Source organism: Aeromonas sp. Y318-1 (genome assembly GCF_027706125.1).
In the GTDB taxonomy this organism is placed as follows: Bacteria; Pseudomonadota; Gammaproteobacteria; order Enterobacterales; family Aeromonadaceae; genus Aeromonas; species Aeromonas hydrophila.
Map to the genome: position 1 here is coordinate 95561 of NZ_JAPDCM010000008.1, position 15367 is coordinate 110927.

Genomic DNA, 15367 nt, shown 5'->3' on the forward strand with positions numbered 1-15367 from the left:
CAGCCCGAGGCTGGCCACCATTTCAAGAGGGAGCCTGAGAGCTCCCCTTTTTAATCAATAACATGAGAACAACGTGAGCAATCCGAACAACACCACCTTCGCCAACCGGGTGTTGCACTGGTATCAGCGCCAAGACCGCTACACGTTAGTCAATTTGGTTTTAAATCAATAACATGAGCATAATGTGAACAACTCAGATAACGCGACCTTCGCCACCAGGATCCTGGACTGGTATCAGCTCCACGGCCGCAAGACCCTGCCCTGGCAACAGGAGAAGACCCCCTACCGGGTCTGGGTCTCGGAAATCATGCTGCAGCAGACCCAGGTCGCTACGGTCATTCCCTACTATCAGCGCTTCATGGCCCGCTTTCCCGACGTGCTGGCGCTGGCCGACGCCCCCATCGACGAAGTGCTGCACCACTGGACCGGGCTCGGCTATTACGCCCGCGCCCGCAACCTGCACAAGGCGGCCCAGCAGATCCGCGACCTCCATGGCGGCCTCTTCCCGGAGCGGCTGGAGGAGGTGATGGCGCTGCCGGGGATCGGCCGCTCCACCGCAGGCGCCGTGCTCTCCCTCTCCCTTGGCCAGCCCCACGCCATTCTGGATGGCAACGTGAAGCGGGTACTCACCCGCTGGCTGGCCCTGCCCGGCTGGCCCGGACAGAAGCAGGTGGAGAACGATCTGTGGGAGCTGGCCACTCGCCTCACCCCCAAGCTCGGGGTAGCCCACTACAACCAGGCCATGATGGACATGGGGGCTACCGTCTGCACCCGCAGCAAGCCCGCTTGCGAGCGCTGCCCGGTGCGGGAGGATTGCCAGGGGCTGTCGCAGGGCAACCCCACAGCCTACCCCAACAGCAAGCCCAAAAAGAGCATCCCGGCCCGTACCGGCATCATGCTGCTCATCCGCCACGGCGATCAGCTGCTGCTGGAGAAGCGGCCGCCGCAAGGGATCTGGGGCGGGCTCTACTGCTTCCCCCAGGTGGAGTCGGACACCGAGGTGGCGGGGCTGTTGCAGCGGCTCGGCCTGACCGGCAGCGAACCCCGTGAACTGGCCGGTTTTCGCCATACTTTCAGCCACTTTCACCTCGATATCCGGCCCATGCTGGTCGAAACCGACGCGCCGCCGGCCCCCCTGCTCATGGAAGCGGATAACCGACTCTGGTATAACTTACGCCATCCTGCAGAGGTGGGTCTGGCGGCCGCCACGGCCCGTCTGCTCGCCTATCCGGACTTACAACCATAGAGGTCAACATGAGCCGTACCGTATTTTGCCAACGCCTGAAAAAAGAGGGCCCGGGTCTCGATTTCCAGCTCTACCCCGGTGAACTCGGCAAGCGCATTTTTGACAACATCAGCAAGGAAGCCTGGACCGAGTGGCAGAAGAAGCAGGTGATGCTGATCAACGAGAAGAAGTTGAACATGATGAACCTCGAGCATCGCCAGCTGCTGGAGAAAGAGATGGTGAACTACCTGTTCGAAGCGGGTGAAGTGGCCATCGACGGTTATACCCCGCCCAGCAAATAATCCGTGAACGGGGCCGGTACAGGCCGGCCCCGCCGACTCACGGCAACGACGGAAGTGACGGGCGGCCCGCCGCCCAGTTTGAGGACTCTATGGGCCGAATTTTCTGGCTGCTGTGCACCCTGCTGTTTCTCTCTGCCTGCTCATCCTCCCCCAAGCCCAATGGCAACGAGGATGACGATCTCGTCAACGGCAAGGACATCCGCGGTTTCGAACACATGATCAGCGCGCTCTCCCACAACGTGAACGAGATATGGGGGCGTGAGGCGCTGTTTGCGGGCAAGTTTGACTACGTCAAATACACGGATCAGTACAAGAGCCGGGCCCACATCGACTTCTCCAGCGGCCACATCATGGTCGAGACCGTCTCCGGTATCGACCCGCGCTCCCACCTGCGCCGCGCCATCATCGAGACCCTGCTTACCCCGGATGATCCGGCGGAAGTGGATCTTTACTCCGACGCCGAGATCCTGCCCGGCGGCGAGCCTTTCCTTTACGGCCAGGTGCTGGACAACCAGGGCCAGCCGATCCGCTTCGACTGGCGCGCCGAGCGCTATGCCGACTACCTGCTCAACACGGCGATGAAGAAGCGCACCCTCGGCATTCGCACCATCTTCTTCGTCGACATCCCCATGGTGGCCAACCACGAGGATCGACGGGGCTACAAGTACGCCAGCCTGATCCGGGAAGCCTCCCGCAAGTACGGGGTGGCCGAGAGCCTGATCTACGCGGTGATCAAGACCGAGAGCAGCTTCAACCCCTATGCGGTCAGTCATGCCAACGCCTACGGCCTGATGCAGGTGATCCCGGCCACCGCCGGGCGGGACGTCTACGTGCGGGTCAAGGGCAAGAGTGGCCAGCCGACCCGGGAGGACCTGTTCAACCCGGCCTACAACATCGACGTCGGGACCGCCTACCTGCACCTGCTGCAGACTGTCTATCTGGTGGATATCCAGGATCCGCGCTCGCGCCGCTACGCCGTCATCTCCGCCTACAACGGCGGCGCCGGCGGGGTGCTCAACACCTTCTCCAGTGACCGCAAGGCGGCGCCCGGCATGATCAACCAGCTCTCGCCCGAGGCGGTGTACCAGATCCTGACCGAGCAGCACCCCAAGGCGGAAGCCAGACGCTATCTCTACAAGGTCAATCAGGCCGAGAAGGGCTTCAAGCGCACGCTGGCCCGCACCGGCTAAGCAGACCAACAGCAAAAGGGCGCCTCCATGGAGGCGCCCTTGTTACGTCTGGCGTAGGGATTCAGGCCTTACTTGGCGATGAAACCGCCCTTGCTCTGCGGGGCGGCGCCCACCTTCTCCAGGCTCTCCACCTCCACTTCGGTCTTGTTCCAGCTGTGGTCCACCTCGCCACGGATGCGGATCAGATCGTCCGGGCCCACCTCGGTGCCGCGCCACACATCCTGATCCACTTCCACTTCCACCTCGCCACTGGCGTCGCGGAACATGTAGTTCTCGCCGCCCAGGTGCTTGACCAGCTTCCCTTCCAGGGTGGCCCAGCTGTCATCGGCCAGATCCTTCAACTGCGCGACGGACACCTTGTTCTGCTCCTGCGGGCCGGTATAGGCCGCCATGGCGAAAGAAGAGATGGACATCAGGGTCAACAGACCGATTACGCTTGCCTTGTTCATTTCATGCTCCTGTCATTGGGTACGGGAGCAGTGTGCCGGCCGGTGCGTGAAACAAACGTGAAGCCTCCCCATCTGGGGGACAGCGGTGTGACCGTAATCGATTTAATCCACACCGCATACTGCGAAATTAAATTCGGCTAGATACCCTGCAAGATGGCAAAACAGCTTCCCAGCACCTTTGCCTATCGAGGAACAGTCTGCAGGCACCACCTGCTTCCAACCAATGAGAACAACAAGATGAAGAAATGGTTTGTGTGTTTATTGGGACTCTTCGCGCTGACAGTTCAGGCAGCCGACAGTCGCCCCGCCTTCTCCCGGATCGTGATGTTTGGCGACAGCCTCTCCGATACCGGCAAGATGTATAGCAAGATGCGCGGTTACCTCCCCTCCAGCCCCCCTTACTATCAGGGCCGCTTCTCCAACGGGCCGGTCTGGCTGGAACAGCTGACCCAGCAGTTCCCGGGGCTGACCATCGCCAACGAGGCGGAAGGGGGCGCCACCGCGGTGGCCTACAACAAGATCTCCTGGAATCCCAAGTATCAGGTCATCAACAACCTGGATTACGAGGTGACCCAGTTCCTGCAAAAGGACAGCTTCAAGCCCGATGATCTGGTGATCCTCTGGGTCGGTGCCAACGATTACCTGGCCTATGGCTGGAACACCGAGCAGGATGCCAAGCGGGTGCGCGACGCCATCAGCGATGCGGCCAACCGCATGGTATTGAACGGCGCCAAGCAGATTCTGTTGTTCAACCTGCCGGATCTGGGCCAGAACCCCTCGGCCCGCAGCCAGAAAGTGGTCGAGGCGGCCAGCCATGTCTCCGCCTACCACAACCAGCTGCTGCTGAACCTGGCACGCCAGCTGGCCCCCACCGGCATCGTCAAGCTGTTCGAGATCGACAAGCAGTTCGCCGAGATGCTGCGCGAACCGCAGAACTTCGGCCTGAGCGACACCGAGAACGCCTGCTACGGCGGCGGCTATGTGTGGAAGCCGTTTGCCTCCCGCAGTGCAGCCAGCGTCGCCAGCGACAGCAGCCTCTCCGCCTTCAACCCGCAGGAGCGGCTCGCCATCGCCGGCAACCCGCTGCTGGCCCAGGCCGTTGCCAGCCCCATGGTGCGGCGCAGCGCCAGCACCCTCGACTGCGAAGGCAAGATGTTCTGGGATCAGGTGCACCCCACCACTGTCGTGCACGCCGCCCTGAGCGAGCGGGCCGGCGCGTTCATCGAGGCTCAATACGAGTTCCTCGCCCACTGATGAAAAAGGGCCGACGACAGTCGGCCCTTTTTGTTGTGCGGCCCCGGCGGGCCCATCGCTCAGCGGTAGCGCTTGACGATGCCGTCGTAGATGCCGTTCTGCTTGATGGTGGCCAGCGCCTCCTGCAGTCGCTTGATCACCTCGGGCGGCGTCTTCAGACTCGCCGCCACGTACAGATCGCCCCCGGTAAAATCCTCGATGTCGTGCACTATCTTGAGGGTCTCAGGCCCATAGCCCGCCTGGCGTACGTAGTAGTTGGCCGTCTCCTGCGATACCGGCCAGAGATCGATGCGCCCCATCAGCAGTTTGAGCATGTTGGCCTCGTGGTTGTTGTTGCGTTGCAGGTTGGAGAACTTGCGACCGATCAGGTACTGCTCCAGCGCGTCGTTGCGCACCGTACCGATGGACCAGGCCCGTGCCTGCGACAGCTGGCTGAACGGCTTGATGTCGTCCCGCTTGGCCAGGGCGAAGACGTGAAAATTGATCTGCGCTATCGCCCCGATCCACTGGAACTGTGCCTCGCGCTCGGGGAAGCGACTGATGCTGTAGATGAGCACGTTGGGGCGACTGCGCGCCAGCGAGATGGCCCGCGCCCAGGGGTAGATATCCAGCGTGTATTCGAAGCCGGCCTGCTCCAGCATGGCCTCCACCACCTCGGTACCGAGCCCTTTGACGTCGGCCTCCTCCAGATAGTTGTAGGGCGCATAGTCCTCGGTCACCACCTGCAGGGTCTCGGCCGCCCAGCTCGGCGCCAGCCACAATGCCCAGCACAGCCATATCCATCTGATGTTCATGCCCACCTCGCAGCAAATCCACCTCGGTTAACTATTGCGCTCCCTCGCCAGAGCGCAAACTCCCGCGGCAAATTGCGGCAATGGTAATCACATTATGTTTTATATCAGTTGGTTGAGAACCTGCTTAAAGCGACTACCCTTAATCTGTTGTGGCTGTGCTATAAGCCCGACCCATAAGGAGAGGCGACCCCGTCAACCTCCCCTCAACAATATGAAATTGCAGAGGCTCAACATGAATAAAACACTGATTACCTTGCTGGTTTCAGGCTTGCTTGCGGCCAACGCCCAGGCAGCCGGACAAGACAATACCTGGTATGGCGGTGCCAAGCTGGGTTGGTCCAACTTCTATGGCGTCGATCACAACCAGGACATCAAGGACAACTACGCCATCAGCGAAGAGGACAAGAACGATGTCGGCGCCGGCGCCTTCCTCGGCTATCAGGTCAACCAGAACCTGGGCTTCGAACTGGGTTACGACTGGCTCGGCAAGTACAAATACACGGCGACCGACAAGCTGGACCCCACCGACATCGGCCGGGACGAGATAAAAGCCCAGCTGGCCCAGCTCACCATGAAGATCGGCATGCCGGTCAGTGACAGCCTGGATCTCTATACCCGCCTCGGTGGCGCTTACGCCTGGACCGACAGCAAGCAGTTCGACAATGACAACGGCGCCGCCTTTGTCGGGGCGTTGGGGGCGGAATACGCCTTCAACCGTGACTGGGCCGCCCGCCTCGAGTACCAATACACCACCCCGCTCGGCGACAACTCGCTCGACAAGACCGGGGTCGAACTCGACAACGGCCTGTTGGCGGTCGCCGTGGTCTATCGCTTCGGCCAGGTCGCCCCCGTGGTGGCGGCGCCGATGCCGGCTCCGGCCCCCGAACCCGTGATGGTCGACAAGCAGTTCACCCTGAGCTCGGACGTGCTGTTCGACTTCAACAAGGCGACCCTCAAGCCGGCCGGTGGTCAGGCGCTGGATAACCTCTACAGCCAGATCGAGCAGGCCAGACCCAAGGATGGTGTTGCCACCGTGATCGGCTACACCGACCGCATCGGTTCCGATGCCTACAACCAGAAGCTCTCCGAGCAGCGTGCCCGGACCGTCGCCGACTACCTGGTCGGCAAGGGTCTACCGGCAGACAAGGTCAACGTAGAAGGGCGCGGCAAGGGCAATCCGGTCACCGGCGACAGCTGCACCAGCAAGTCCAAGCGCGAGCTGATCGTCTGTCTAGCCCCGGATCGCCGGGTCGAGGTCAAGGTCGAAGGGATCTCGGAAGTTCAGCAGTGATCCTCAAGCGTGGCTGACGGCCACGAATTAAAAACGGGAGGCCAAGGCCTCCCGTTTCATTTTGGGTCGCTGCATCGGTACAGCGTCAGGCGCTCTTGCGCACCTCTGTCGCAATCTGGTCGAGCAGTTGCTGCCAGCCAGCCCCCAGCTCGCTCACCAGAGTGCCGTAGCCATCGGCCGGCAGCACCCGCACCTGCTGGAAGGGGACGTCACGCAGTACCGTGCCCTCTTCGGTCAGCAGGCGCCAGCGGCCGCTCAGCACGGCGCGACCGTCGTGGCGGCCCTGGAAGCGCTCCACCGAGATGGTCAGCACCGGCCCCTTGCGGGCTCCATCCTGCCGCACCACCCATCCCGGCAAGCGGCTGGAGAGACCGTTCAGGGTCAGCTGATCGAGCTGGGCATCCAGCGACCCCGCCCAACGATGGTACTCGGCGAAGTGCAGCTCCTTGCCCTCCAGCTGATAGACCAGGCTCATCCGATCCAGCTGGCCGGACAGAGAGACAGGTTTGAGCACCAGCTGATGCTGCGGCTGCGCCACCACGGCGGCCGGTTGCTGCGCCTCGGCGTCGAGGGAGTAGTAGTGCAGCTGCGTCGGTGCCGCGCTGCAACCCGCCAGCAGGCCCAGCAAGGCCAGCGTCATCATCCGTTTCTTCATCATTGACCTCGCTTGGGCTCGGGATCACGGGGACGAGCCCGATCGAAAATCAACGAGCTCGGCTGCTCGTTGAGCGAATGTACCAACGGCTGCAACTCGCGCATCAGCTGGTTGAGCGACTGCACCGACTGCCGCAGATCCTGGTTGGTCTGGGAGTTGGCATCATACTCCTGCAGCGTGCTCTGCAGCTGTTTCAGGCTGTCGTTGAGGGACGCCGGCAACTGCTGGGTCGCGCTCTGACCGGTGAACTTGTTCAGGTTGGCACTCAGCGCACTGACATTCTTCAGGGTCTGATCCAGGGTCGCCAGGGTGTGGTTGACCTGGTTCAGGGTCTGGGCGGTGTCCATGTCGACGAACTTGTCGAGGATCTGGTTCACCTTGCGTTCGATCTGGTCGAGCCCTGCCTGCACGGTCGGGAATACCTGATAGCCCGCCAGCTTGGTGGGCTGGAACTTGGGCGCATCGGGGTAGAAGTTCAGATCCACCACCTTGCCCCCGGTCAGCAGGCTGGAGGTCTTGAGCGTCGCCCGCAACCCCTCCTTGAACTGCTTGCCGAACAGGGCGCGCCACTGCTCCTTCTCCGCGTTGGCATAGCGATGGGAGAGACGCTGCACCTCGATCCGCGCCAGCACCGGGATCTGCCGGCTCTGGAACATCTGCACCCCTTTCTCGTCGATGAGATAGGGCGCCGAGATGACGGTGCCGACCCGGATGCCGCGATACTCCACCGCCGCGCCCGGGTGCAAGCCGCCGACGCTGTCCTCGAACAGGAACACGTAGTCGATGAACTGATCCAGGCTACCGGCCAGCACGCTGGCCTGATCCTGGAACAGGGTGAAGTCGTCCATCTGCTTGACCGGCTCACCGGGTGCCCAGCCAGGGGGCAGCCCCATGGTGATGCCGCCGTCCAGCAGGCTCTCCAGCGAATCCATCTTCACCTTCATCCCCTCGCTGCTCATGGAAACTTCAAAGCCCGGGGTCATCCAGAAGCGGGAGTTGCTGCTCACCAGCACGTCATAGGGGGCGTTGATGAAGATCTGGTACTGCATCTCGCTCTTCTCAGGCAGGAACTTAGCCTCTTCCACCTGGCCTATGGTGAAGCCCTGGTAGTTGATGGGCGACCCCACCCCGAGCGCCCGGGTATCCCGGCTGCTCAGCGATAATCGCAGCCCCTTGGCGTCCTGCGAGGCCAGTGGCGGCTTGTCCAGCATAGCGTACTCGTCGCGCGCCTTGCCCTTCTTGCCGGGGGCCAGCTCGATATAGGCGCCGGAGAGCAGGGTGCCGAGGCCCGACACTCCTTCGCGTCCCACCCGCGGCTTGACCACCCAGAACTGGCTGTCCTTCTTGAGCATGCCGGCGGCGGCGTTGGTCAGGCGGGCCTTCAGCACCGCGTGGCTGTAGTCATCGCTGAGCTCCACCGCCTCGATGCGACCCACCTCCACCTCGCGGGAGCGGATCATGGTCTTGCCCGCCACTATCCCTTCGGCCGTTGCCACCGTCAGGGTGAAGCTGGGACCTTGCGAATACCAGTGCTGGAACAGCATCCAGATCCCGATGAACAGCGCCAGCAGCGGCACCATCCAGATTGCGGCGGCCGAGCTCAGAAAGTCCGAGCCAGGTTTCCACCTCTTCTTACGCTCACTCACGTTCGCGTTCTCCTTGTTGTAAATCCCAGATCAGGCGGGAATCGAAACTCATGGCTGCCACCATGGTCACCAGCACCACACCTGCAAAAGCGACGGCCGCAGGGCCCGGATAGATGGTCATCAGGTTGTCGAGCCGGATCAGACCCGCCAGGATGGCCACCACGAAGACGTCGATCATCGACCAGCGCCCCACAAATTCAGTCATGCGATAAAGCTTGAGCTTGCCAAGGGGCGAGGTGCCCTGCCCGCGCTGCACCATGTAACAGAGCCACAACAGCGCCAGGATCTTCACCAGCGGCACCACCACGCTGGCGAAGAAGATCACCGCCGCGATGGGGTAGGAGCCCATGGCCCACAGCACCAGCACCCCGCCCAGAATGGTGGAGGGGCTGTCATCCCCAAGGAAGACGGTATCCATGATGGGATAAAGGTTGGCCGGCACATAGAGGATGATGGAGGTAAAGAGCAGGGCCCAGGTCCGGTTCAGCCCGCCCGGCTTGCGGCTGTGCAGATGCTCGCCGCAGCGTTTGCAGCTGTGGGCACCGGCTTCGCTCAGGGCGCCGCAGATGTGGCAACCCACCAGGCCGGCGCTCATGGCGCTGGCCTCGTCGTCATCCACCGTCACGCCATGCGGCTCGCTCGGCCCGAACAGCCGCTGCCACAGCCACATCCGGTCCAGCGACGAGATCATCTTGATCAGCAGCAGGGTGTAGCCGACGAAGGCCCAGAACGACAAGCCCATCTTGATGTCGGCCATCCCCATCAGTTTGACCAGGGAGATGAGCACCCCGATGAGGAAGACATCCACCATCAGCCAGGGCTTTATCCGGCACAGCAGCCGACCGAGAGAGCGCAGGGCATTGCTGTGCAGATCTTTGTCGACCCGCCACAGCACCAGCATGATGGAGCCCATGTAGACCAGTGGCAGGCCGATGAGGGTCAGGCTCAGCACGGCCCCGAGGAACAGGTAACCCTGATCCACCAGGGTGGTGATGCACTGCAGGAAGGTCATCTCCTGCCCCACCCCCTTGGCGGAGAAGGACATGAAGGTAAAGGAGTTGGAGAGCACGAACATGATGATGGCCGCAAAGCCGTAGGCGATGGGCCTGCGCTCCTGCTCCGGCTGATGGCGGCTCAGGGTATGGCCGCAGCGCGGACAGCTGCTCGCCTCCCCCACGGCCAGCGTGGTGGCCGGCACCAGCAGGTCGCACTCTTCGCACGCGGTGGCGTCATGGGTATAGGTGGGTTGATGTTGGTGTGAAACCGGATGCAAGATGAAACCCCAGCATGAGGCCCGCCACGGGGCCAGAACCGCCAATTATTACAGCAGCGGCCCGCGCCGACCAGCCCTGTCGTTGCACCATCCGGGTCAGGTGTGAGAATGACTTTGACAAGCTAGTGACCATTTAGCACAATCAAACGCCACTTTTTTTCCGCGGGACAATAATTTATGACAACTGAATCCCCAAGCTACTCCACGATTGAGCAAGCCTTCTCCCTCGGGAACGGGCAAGATTCTGCCCTCAACTGGTTGCGCAAGAATCGCAGTCAGGTCGCCATCTTCCTGGTGAGCGGCATCAAGCTGGAGGGGACCATCAGCGGTTTCGACCAGTACAGCGTGCTGTTGACCGATGCCCACGGCAACCAGCAGCTGGTCTACAAGGCCAAGATTTCCACCATCGCCATGCACTCCGGCCGGCCTCAGGTCAGCATCCAGCGTGCCCGCAAGCCCCGCGTCTCCATGGCGCCGCGCCCCCACGGTGCGCCCGGTCGTTATGACGACAACCAGGGCGGCGGTAGCAGCGAGCAGTAATGCACTTGCCTGAGTCACCCCGGCGCCATTGCTGCGTCAAAGGGTGACCGAGTCCATTCTCATGTATCATGTCTGTCCCGTATGAGAATGGACTCCACTCTTCCTCCGAGTGGATCCATCCGTTTTCTCTCTCTTCCCTTCAATACTGCAAGTCGACCGGTCTGCCATCCCTGACCATGCAGGTCTGCATTCCCGCAGCCTGACCGGCCTGCACGCCGATCCCCGTATCCTCGAATACCAGACAGCCTGCCGGCTCGACCCCCAGCCGACGTGCGACCAGCAGAAACGTATCGGGATGGGGTTTGTGCAGCTCCACATCGTCGGCGGTCACCACCACGGGGAAGTAGCGATCCAGCCCGGTATTGCGCAGTACGGCCTCGGCATTGATGCGGGGCGAGCCGGTACCGATCCCCATCTGGATGCGGCCATGGTAGCGCTCAACCAGTTCCAGCATGGCCGGGAAGACGGTCGCCTTGTGCAGGTTGGCCACGTAGTGTTCGGTCTTGCAGCGGGTCACGATGAGCGGATCCAGCGCGATCTGCTGCTGCTCGGCCACCAGCAGGGCGATTTTGCGGCTCGGCATGCCGCCCAGCTCATAGAACCAGTCGGCATCGAAGTGAAAGCCAAATTCGCGGGCCGTGTGCGCCCAGGCGGCGAGGTGCAGCGGCATGGAGTCCACCAGGGTGCCGTCGAGGTCAAATACCAGGCCTTGAAATCCGGATAGGGTCATGTGCGGAGTCTGTCTCTGAACAAAGGGTCCCCATTCTAGCCAGAGCCATCTTTGCTCGCCACGACCTAGGTGGCGAGAAACGCTTGCCCCCACATTTGTGCCTGAAAATAGATGGGCGTCAGTCTGGCGGGCTCCAGCTGATAAGTGGGCGCCAACTGGGCCAGCAAGGGCCAATCCCCCTGTTCATAGCTCTTCACCAGCTGAAACAGATGAAACAAGGGTCCCTCGCGGGACTCCAGCGCCCGTTTCACGTCCTTGGGCAGATAGGCCTTGAGCTGCTCGGAGAGCAGCGAGCCATCCAGTACCAACCCCACCAGAAAGGCCCAGCTGGCAGCCGCCTTGCCGAGCGCACTCAGTGCGATCAGCTCGCAGAAGCGACCGCGGGCGATGGCCATGCGGGTACAGGCCTCCGGCATGTGCTGGCTGACCCTGGCCAGCCCGTAGATGAGCACGAACTTGCGGATCTCCTGCTCCCCCAGATAGGAGAGCGCCCGGGTGACCGAGACGATGGGGCTGGCATGATCGAAACCGGGGGCGTTGACATAGCTCAGCAACTGCCCCGGCAACCAGGCATCCTGCTCCAGCAGGGTGGCCACCCGGGCGAAGGAGAACTCCTCGCGGCAGATCAGCTGCAGTATCTCCTGCACCAGCTTCATGTCCGGCTGGGCGGCGCGCTGGTTGACCAGCTCCGGGCGGGCGAGAAAACCGCCGGCGAAGAAGTCGACCCCCGCCTCCTTGAGCGGCAGGAAGTCTCCCCAGGTCTCGATGTCGAGCGCCATCCGCTTGTGCTCCGTCGGCTGGCGGATCCCCTCTTCGCCCATCCAGAACACCAGCAGCCGGGAGGCGTTGAACCAGCGCGGCTCGCGCTGGGCACCGTGCACCGCCAACCGGCGCCGGTAGTCGCGCCACTGCTCCAGTACGGGGAAGGAGGCGGGCAGCCGATCGGCGGAAGCCTCGACCAGCGGTATGGTGTCCTGATCGAACAGCAGGGGGCGCAGTTCATCGAGCTGCTCGTGGATGAAGGGCAGCAGGTATTGCCGCCCCTGTGCCAGCAGCCGGCACTGGGCCGCCAGCAACGTCCATTCGGACGGATCGGCAAGCTGATAGTCGATGCCATAGGCGACGAGGGCGAGGCGGCGGTTGAAGATGGGATAGCGACGTAACAACATGGGCTCACCGATAGGCTAGCGTACACGCCCTCCCCTGCGATTTGGCATGATAGAGCGCCTGATCAGCCTGTTCGGTCAAGCTCTGCCATGTTCCATCCAGCGAGGGAACCAGATAGCTAAAACCTATGCTAACCGTAATGAAATCAGCAACTCGGGAGGCCGGATGCGGGATCTTTAATTCGCTGAGCCCCTGGTGAATCTGTTCCGCCAATCGCTCCGCCTCGCCGGGTTGCGGACCGCACAACAGGATCACGAACTCCTCGCCGCCGTAGCGTGCCACCAGGTTGGTGCGCCGCCGCTCCGCCTCCTGCAGCAGACCGGCCACCTGTTGCAGACATTGGTCTCCCTTGGCATGACCGAAGTGATCGTTGTAGGACTTGAACTCATCCACATCGATCATCAGCACCGCCAGCAGGTTTTGATGGCGGCGCGCCCACTCCCACTCCCGCTGCATGGTGAGATCCCAGTGACGGCGGTTGGCGATGCCGGTCAGCGGATCCTCCAGCGACAGCAGCGACAGGCGCTTGTTGGCCTCCTCCAGCGCCCGGTTGGTCTCCGCCAGCTGCATGGTGCGCTCGCTGACCCGCTGCTCCAGCTCACGATTGAAACGCTCAAGCGCGGCCTGAGTGCGCTGGCGGATCAGCAACTGGGAGAGCATGGCCGCATACTGCTTGAAGATCTCGCTCTGATAGGCCTTGAGCGGTCGACGCCACAGCAGGTTGTCGGCCGCAATCCAGCCGATCGGGGTGGCGCCGTCCCACAGCGACACCATGGCGTTCCAGCCGCGCCCCACCTCCTGCTTTTCGTAGTAGAGCGGCGCATCCTCCAGCACCAGCACATAATCCTTGCGGCGCAGCGCCTCCTGTACCGTGGGGTGATCCGGAATGGGACTGATGAAGTGATGTTCGTCGATCAGCTCGCCCGCTTCGTTGGTACCCCAGGTACCATGCATGGTCTTGAACTCGGCGTCGACCAGGAAGATGGCGATGCGATCGAACTGCAGCTCCTGGCGGGCCAGCACCACGGCCTCGCGCAGCAGTTGATGCTCGCTGTCGCAGCGGGAGAGCTGAACCCCCACCTGATGCAGCGCCTGCAACATACTGAGGAAGGAGCCTTGCAGCGCCTGGCTGCGGATGAGGTCGGCCTGGGTATGGAGTCGTTGATCCCGCTCCAGATCGATCTGACTGGCGAGCAACCGGCTCTCCAGCTCGGCGGCAAGATAGTGCATCAGCAGCTGAATGCTCTGTTGCTGGCGACGGGAGAGGCGATCGAGGCGGCGGCGGGTCTCCAGATAGACCACTGCCTCCAGCCCCTTGTGGCGCTTGAGCGGGAAACAGGCGCGCAGGCGTGTCGTCTGCGGTTCAACCGTCTCCCAGATGTCGTGAGGGTGGGCTAGCTGCTCCACCACCAGCTGTCCCTTGTCGAGGGCATGCTCGATGAAAACGATTGGCAGCTGGAGCGTAGCAAGGGCGTCGGCAGTCAGGCAGATCAGCCCCTGTTCGAGCTGAAAGCTGTATAGCTGGGACTCGGGCGCCCGCAGCCACAAGTAGATCTGTTCGGCTTCGGTTTTTTCCCTGACTGCCGCCAGCGTCACTTCACAGAGATGTTCAAAACTGGTGAAGTGCTCTGGATCCCATTCCTGCATGCCTGCCATCCTTGGTTGTATCCAAGCGAGTATATCGGCAAACTTTGCACTTTAATTGACTAGCCAGTCAAAAGCGCGATCCAGAGCCCACTTTTTATAACAGATTCAATGCCTGCATCGCGTCACGAATGCGGGTGCGCGTCGCCTCGGACAGCGGCATCACCGGCAGGCGGCACTCCTCGCTGCAAAAGCCCAGCAGGGAGACCGCATACTTGGCGCCGGCGGGGCTCGGCTCGGCAAACATCGCCTGATGGAGCGGAATCAGCTTATCTTGCAGCTCACGCGCGGCTTGCCACTTGCCGGCCAGCGTGAGGTTCTGCACTTCGGCCACCAGCTTGGGCGCCACGTTGGCGGTCACCGAGATGCAGCCCTGACCGCCGCCAATGTTGTAGGCCACGGCGGTGGCATCTTCACCGGACAGCCAGGCAAACGGCTTCTTGATCAGCTGGCGTTCGGTCCAGGGGCGGGCCAGATCGCCGGTGGCGTCTTTCACCCCGGCAATGCGCGGCAGCTCGGCCAGTCGGGCCAGGGTGGCCGGCTGCACGTCGACAATGGCGCGCGGCGGGATATTGTAGACGATGATCGGCTTGCTGGTGGCGTCGTGCACCGCCTTGAAGTGGTGGTAGAGCCCCTCCTGATTGGGGCGGTTGTAGTAACCGGCCACGTGCAGGGTGGCATCGGCTCCCGCCTGCTCGGCATGACGGGTGTACTCGATCGCCTCGACCGGGTTGTTGGAGCCGGCCCCGGCGATCACCGGAATGCGCCCCGCCACCAGCTTGACCACCAGCTCCACCACCCGGCAGTGTTCGTCATGGGTCAGGGTCGGGCTCTCGCCCGTGGTGCCCACCGGCACTATGCCGTGGGTACCCTGCTCGATATGCCACTCCACCAGACGCGCCAGCGCCTCTTCATCCAGCTTGCCCTGTCGAAAGGGGGTGATCAGGGCGACGATTGAACCTTTGAACATGGAATTTCCTTCTCCGTTGACTCATGAATGTGGCAATAAAAAACCCCGGTACGATGTGCGCAACCGGGGTTTGAATCTGCTCAGGGATGAGAGGTTACGCGCGAACGTCGGCAGGCCCGAATGTCAGGCTTTTTTTATGCTTTCGTTTCAACCCGTTGAACCGCATTGCGTCATCTCTGCTCAAAAAATGGTGTCTGGGCATATTTCGGGAACACGGCATAAATGTCAAGGCGAAAG

General features: G+C 62.1%; 15 protein-coding genes. 6 read left to right on the top strand and 9 right to left on the bottom strand.

All coding sequences use genetic code 11. From position 1 onward, the window contains the following. Positions 1-184 precede the first annotated feature (184 nt). The 3 genes from mutY (at position 185) to mltC (ending at position 2717) form a co-directional block, all read left to right on the top strand. A complete protein-coding gene (gene mutY, locus OKB87_RS13290) occupies positions 185-1246 on the top strand; it encodes an A/G-specific adenine glycosylase (RefSeq protein ID WP_103827072.1) in 1062 nt (353 codons plus the stop codon). Between the two features lie 8 nt (positions 1247-1254). Further along, positions 1255-1527, top strand: coding sequence for an oxidative damage protection protein (locus OKB87_RS13295; RefSeq protein ID WP_005305420.1), 273 nt, complete (start codon positions 1255-1257; stop codon positions 1525-1527). A gap of 89 nt (positions 1528-1616) precedes the next feature. Then, complete coding sequence (gene mltC, locus OKB87_RS13300; RefSeq protein ID WP_005305423.1) at positions 1617-2717, top strand: membrane-bound lytic murein transglycosylase MltC; 1101 nt, start codon at positions 1617-1619, stop codon at positions 2715-2717. A 68-nt stretch (positions 2718-2785) separates the two neighbouring features. Here the strand turns inward: mltC and OKB87_RS13305 are convergent, their stop codons facing one another. After that, complete coding sequence (locus OKB87_RS13305; RefSeq protein ID WP_011707500.1) at positions 2786-3166, bottom strand: YgiW/YdeI family stress tolerance OB fold protein; 381 nt, start codon at positions 3164-3166, stop codon at positions 2786-2788. 237 nt (positions 3167-3403) lie between these two features. Between OKB87_RS13305 and OKB87_RS13310 the strand changes: the two genes are divergently transcribed. After that, entirely contained in the window at positions 3404-4420 is a 1017-nt protein-coding gene (locus OKB87_RS13310; RefSeq protein WP_039214012.1) for an SGNH/GDSL hydrolase family protein, read from the top strand. A gap of 59 nt (positions 4421-4479) precedes the next feature. On the opposite strand, the gene OKB87_RS13315 is transcribed toward OKB87_RS13310, so the two are convergent. Further along, positions 4480-5214, bottom strand: a complete 735-nt coding sequence (locus OKB87_RS13315; protein WP_270827708.1) for a substrate-binding periplasmic protein — start codon at positions 5212-5214, stop codon at positions 4480-4482. Between the two features lie 232 nt (positions 5215-5446). Here OKB87_RS13315 and ompA point away from each other — a divergent pair, with 232 nt between their 5' ends. Continuing rightward, positions 5447-6505, top strand: a complete 1059-nt coding sequence (gene ompA, locus OKB87_RS13320) for a porin OmpA (RefSeq protein ID WP_270827709.1) — start codon at positions 5447-5449, stop codon at positions 6503-6505. 85 nt (positions 6506-6590) lie between these two features. Here ompA and OKB87_RS13325 read toward each other — a convergent pair whose 3' ends face one another. Genes OKB87_RS13325 through OKB87_RS13335 form a run of 3 tightly spaced genes read right to left on the bottom strand, consistent with a single transcriptional unit; the run spans position 6591 to position 10079 of the window. Beyond that, positions 6591-7160, bottom strand: coding sequence for a PqiC family protein (locus tag OKB87_RS13325; RefSeq protein ID WP_080760983.1), 570 nt, complete (start codon positions 7158-7160; stop codon positions 6591-6593). Then, complete coding sequence (pqiB, locus tag OKB87_RS13330) at positions 7160-8806, bottom strand: intermembrane transport protein PqiB (RefSeq protein WP_005305443.1); 1647 nt, start codon at positions 8804-8806, stop codon at positions 7160-7162. The genes OKB87_RS13325 and pqiB overlap by 1 nt, the downstream gene beginning before the upstream one ends. Next, entirely contained in the window at positions 8799-10079 is a 1281-nt protein-coding gene (locus OKB87_RS13335; RefSeq protein ID WP_270827711.1) for a paraquat-inducible protein A, read from the bottom strand. The genes pqiB and OKB87_RS13335 overlap by 8 nt, the downstream gene beginning before the upstream one ends. A 177-nt stretch (positions 10080-10256) precedes the next feature. On the opposite strand from OKB87_RS13335, the gene hfq reads away from it, so the two are divergent. Further along, the gene (gene hfq, locus OKB87_RS13340; RefSeq protein ID WP_011707507.1) at positions 10257-10619 is read left to right on the top strand and encodes an RNA chaperone Hfq; all 363 of its coding nucleotides are present in this window, start codon (positions 10257-10259) and stop codon (positions 10617-10619) included. 139 nt (positions 10620-10758) lie between these two features. Here the strand turns inward: hfq and OKB87_RS13345 are convergent, their stop codons facing one another. The 4 genes from OKB87_RS13345 to dapA form a co-directional block, all read right to left on the bottom strand. Next, positions 10759-11349 (bottom strand): HAD family hydrolase, encoded by a 591-nt coding sequence (locus OKB87_RS13345; protein ID WP_270827713.1) that lies wholly within the window; start codon positions 11347-11349, stop codon positions 10759-10761. Positions 11350-11414: 65 nt separating this feature from the next. Then, complete coding sequence (locus OKB87_RS13350; protein WP_270827714.1) at positions 11415-12518, bottom strand: EAL and HDOD domain-containing protein; 1104 nt, start codon at positions 12516-12518, stop codon at positions 11415-11417. Between the two features lie 4 nt (positions 12519-12522). Next, positions 12523-14163, bottom strand: a complete 1641-nt coding sequence (locus tag OKB87_RS13355) for a GGDEF domain-containing protein (RefSeq protein ID WP_270827715.1) — start codon at positions 14161-14163, stop codon at positions 12523-12525. 94 nt (positions 14164-14257) lie between these two features. After that, entirely contained in the window at positions 14258-15130 is an 873-nt protein-coding gene (dapA, locus tag OKB87_RS13360) for a 4-hydroxy-tetrahydrodipicolinate synthase (RefSeq protein WP_043127035.1), read from the bottom strand. Positions 15131-15367 lie beyond the last annotated feature (237 nt).

Coding starts and splice junctions, on each gene's coding strand:
- hfq (WP_011707507.1), top strand. CDS start 10,257: ATGACAACTGAATCCCCAAGCTACTCCACGATTGAGCAAGCCTTCTCC.
- dapA (WP_043127035.1), bottom strand. CDS start 15,130: ATGTTCAAAGGTTCAATCGTCGCCCTGATCACCCCCTTTCGACAGGGC.
- OKB87_RS13355 (WP_270827715.1), bottom strand. CDS start 14,163: ATGCAGGAATGGGATCCAGAGCACTTCACCAGTTTTGAACATCTCTGT.
- OKB87_RS13295 (WP_005305420.1), top strand. CDS start 1,255: ATGAGCCGTACCGTATTTTGCCAACGCCTGAAAAAAGAGGGCCCGGGT.
- mltC (WP_005305423.1), top strand. CDS start 1,617: ATGGGCCGAATTTTCTGGCTGCTGTGCACCCTGCTGTTTCTCTCTGCC.
- OKB87_RS13350 (WP_270827714.1), bottom strand. CDS start 12,518: ATGTTGTTACGTCGCTATCCCATCTTCAACCGCCGCCTCGCCCTCGTC.
- ompA (WP_270827709.1), top strand. CDS start 5,447: ATGAATAAAACACTGATTACCTTGCTGGTTTCAGGCTTGCTTGCGGCC.
- OKB87_RS13325 (WP_080760983.1), bottom strand. CDS start 7,160: ATGAAGAAACGGATGATGACGCTGGCCTTGCTGGGCCTGCTGGCGGGT.
- OKB87_RS13310 (WP_039214012.1), top strand. CDS start 3,404: ATGAAGAAATGGTTTGTGTGTTTATTGGGACTCTTCGCGCTGACAGTT.
- OKB87_RS13305 (WP_011707500.1), bottom strand. CDS start 3,166: ATGAACAAGGCAAGCGTAATCGGTCTGTTGACCCTGATGTCCATCTCT.
- OKB87_RS13315 (WP_270827708.1), bottom strand. CDS start 5,214: ATGAACATCAGATGGATATGGCTGTGCTGGGCATTGTGGCTGGCGCCG.
- OKB87_RS13345 (WP_270827713.1), bottom strand. CDS start 11,349: ATGACCCTATCCGGATTTCAAGGCCTGGTATTTGACCTCGACGGCACC.